Genomic DNA, 2508 nt, shown 5'->3' with positions numbered 1-2508 from the left:
GAGGTAACACTCACTGGAGGGCCGAACCCACACCTGTTGAAAAAGGTCGGGATGACGTGTGGCTAGGGGTGAAAGGCCAATCAAACTCGGAGATAGCTGGTTCTCCGCGAAAGCTATTTAGGTAGCGCGTCGATTGTATTCTCCCGGGGGTAGAGCACTGCATGGATGATGGGGGCCCACAGCCTTACTGAGTCTAAGCAAACTCCGAATACCGGGAAGAACTGATCGGCAGACACACGGCGGGTGCTAACGTCCGTCGTGGAGAGGGAAACAACCCTGACCAACAGCTAAGGCCCCCAATTCGTGGCTAAGTGGGAAAGCATGTGGGACTTCCAAAACAACCAGGAGGTTGGCTTAGAAGCAGCCATCCTTTAAAGATAGCGTAACAGCTCACTGGTCTAGTTAAGAGGTCCTGCGGCGAAGATGTAACGGGGCTCAAGCCACGAGCCGAAGCTTTGGATGCGCAGTGATGCGCGTGGTAGCGGAGCGTTCTGTGATATAGAACGCTGCCTCCTTACGCTCTTCGGAGCTATTGGAGGCAATGTTCTGACTGTGAAGCCGGGCTGTAAGGCATCCGGTGGAGTGATCAGAAGTGAGAATGTTGACATGAGTAGCGACAAACAGGGTGAGAGACCCTGTCGCCGAAAGTCCAAGGGTTCCTGCTTAAAGCTAATCTGAGCAGGGTAAGCCGACCCCTAAGGCGAGGCCGAAAGGCGTAGTCGATGGGAACCAGGTTAATATTCCTGGGCCATGTGGTGGTGACGGATCGCGAGGGTAGTTCTTCCTTATCGGATTGGAAGGGCTGCTTAGCGGTTCCTGGAAATAGCCCCACTTTAAGATCGTACCCGAAACCGACACAGGTGGACTGGTAGAGAATACCAAGGCGCTTGAGAGAACCACGTTTAAGGAACTCGGCAAAATGCCTCCGTAAGTTCGCGAGAAGGAGGCCCCATTCGCACGCAAGTGTGGGTGGGGGGCACAAACTAGGGGGTGGCGACTGTTTACTTAAAACACAGGGCTGTGCGAAGCCGTAAGGCGACGTATACAGTCTGACGCCTGCCCGGTGCCGGAAGGTTAAAAGGAGGTGTGCAAGCACCGAATTGAAGCCCCGGTAAACGGCGGCCGTAACTATAACGGTCCTAAGGTAGCGAAATTCCTTGTCGGGTAAGTTCCGACCTGCACGAATGGCGTAACGATCTCCCCGCTGTCTCAAACGTGGACTCAGCGAAATTGAACTGTGTGTCAAGATGCACACTACCCGCGGTTAGACGGAAAGACCCCATGAACCTTTACTATAGCTTCGCACTGGCATCAGGCATGTGATGTGCAGGATAGGTGGTAGGCTTTGAAACGGGAACGCCAGTTTCCGTGGAGCCATCCTTGAGATACCACCCTTCGCCTGCTTGATGTCTAACCGCGGCCCGTTATCCGGGTCCGGGACCCTGCGTGGTGGGTAGTTTGACTGGGGCGGTCGCCTCCCAAAGTGTAACGGAGGCGCGCGAAGGTTGGCTCAGACCGGTCGGAAATCGGTCGTTGAGTGCAATGGCAGAAGCCAGCCTGACTGCAAGACTGACAAGTCGAGCAGAGACGAAAGTCGGCCATAGTGATCCGGTGGTCCCGAGTGGAAGGGCCATCGCTCAACGGATAAAAGGTACTCTGGGGATAACAGGCTGATGGTGCCCAAGAGTCCATATCGACGGCACCGTTTGGCACCTCGATGTCGGCTCATCTCATCCTGGGGCTGGAGCAGGTCCCAAGGGTATGGCTGTTCGCCATTTAAAGAGGTACGTGAGCTGGGTTTAGAACGTCGTGAGACAGTTCGGTCCCTATCTGCCGTGGGTGTAGGATACTTGAGAGGAGTTGCCCCTAGTACGAGAGGACCGGGGTGAACGGACCACTGGTGGACCAGTTATCGTGCCAACGGTAGTGCTGGGTAGCTATGTCCGGACAGGATAACCGCTGAAGGCATCTAAGCGGGAAGCCCCCCTCAAAACCAGGTATCCCTTGAGGGCCGTGGAAGACCACCACGTCGATAGGCTGGAGATGTAAGCGCGGCAACGCGTTCAGTTGACCAGTACTAATTGCCCGATTGGCTTGATTTGATCCGGTAGAAGCCAGACCTCTGGCTAAGATCAAACAGCATGCTGCACAGCTTGACTTGGAACTTCGCTTCTTCCTCGGTTTGGTGGTCATAGCACGAGCAAAACACCCGATCCCATTCCGAACTCGGCCGTTAAGTGCCGTCGCGCCAATGGTACTGCGTCTCAAGACGTGGGAGAGTAGGTCACCGCCAAACCTAGAAAGAAGCGAACAAAAATCATCTCTCAAAACGATATCACCCCGATCGCAAAAACAATTTGCCCTCGGGGCCAAATATTGGCGCGGGGTGGAGCAGCCCGGTAGCTCGTCAGGCTCATAACCTGAAGGTCGTAGGTTCAAATCCTACCCCCGCAACCAAAATATACATAGAAACTAAAGTGTAATGGCGCCCAAAGAGGCGCCTTTCGC

General features: G+C 54.7%; 1 tRNA gene and 2 rRNA genes. All 3 read left to right on the top strand.

Annotation, left to right across the window (positions count from 1 at the left end):
- Positions 1-2102 (top strand): 23S ribosomal RNA (locus DW2_RS18815); the annotation flags it as partial.
- A gap of 79 nt (positions 2103-2181) precedes the next feature.
- A 5S ribosomal RNA gene (gene rrf, locus DW2_RS18810) occupies positions 2182-2296 on the top strand.
- An 84-nt stretch (positions 2297-2380) separates the two neighbouring features.
- A tRNA-Met gene (locus DW2_RS18805) sits at positions 2381-2457 on the top strand.
- Positions 2458-2508: the final 51 nt, after the last annotated feature.

The organism is Thioclava atlantica, from assembly GCF_000737065.1.
Lineage (GTDB): Bacteria > Pseudomonadota > Alphaproteobacteria > Rhodobacterales > Rhodobacteraceae > Thioclava > Thioclava atlantica.
Note: the sequence above shows the minus strand (reverse complement) of the source record. Positions and strands in the feature narration are given on the sequence as shown.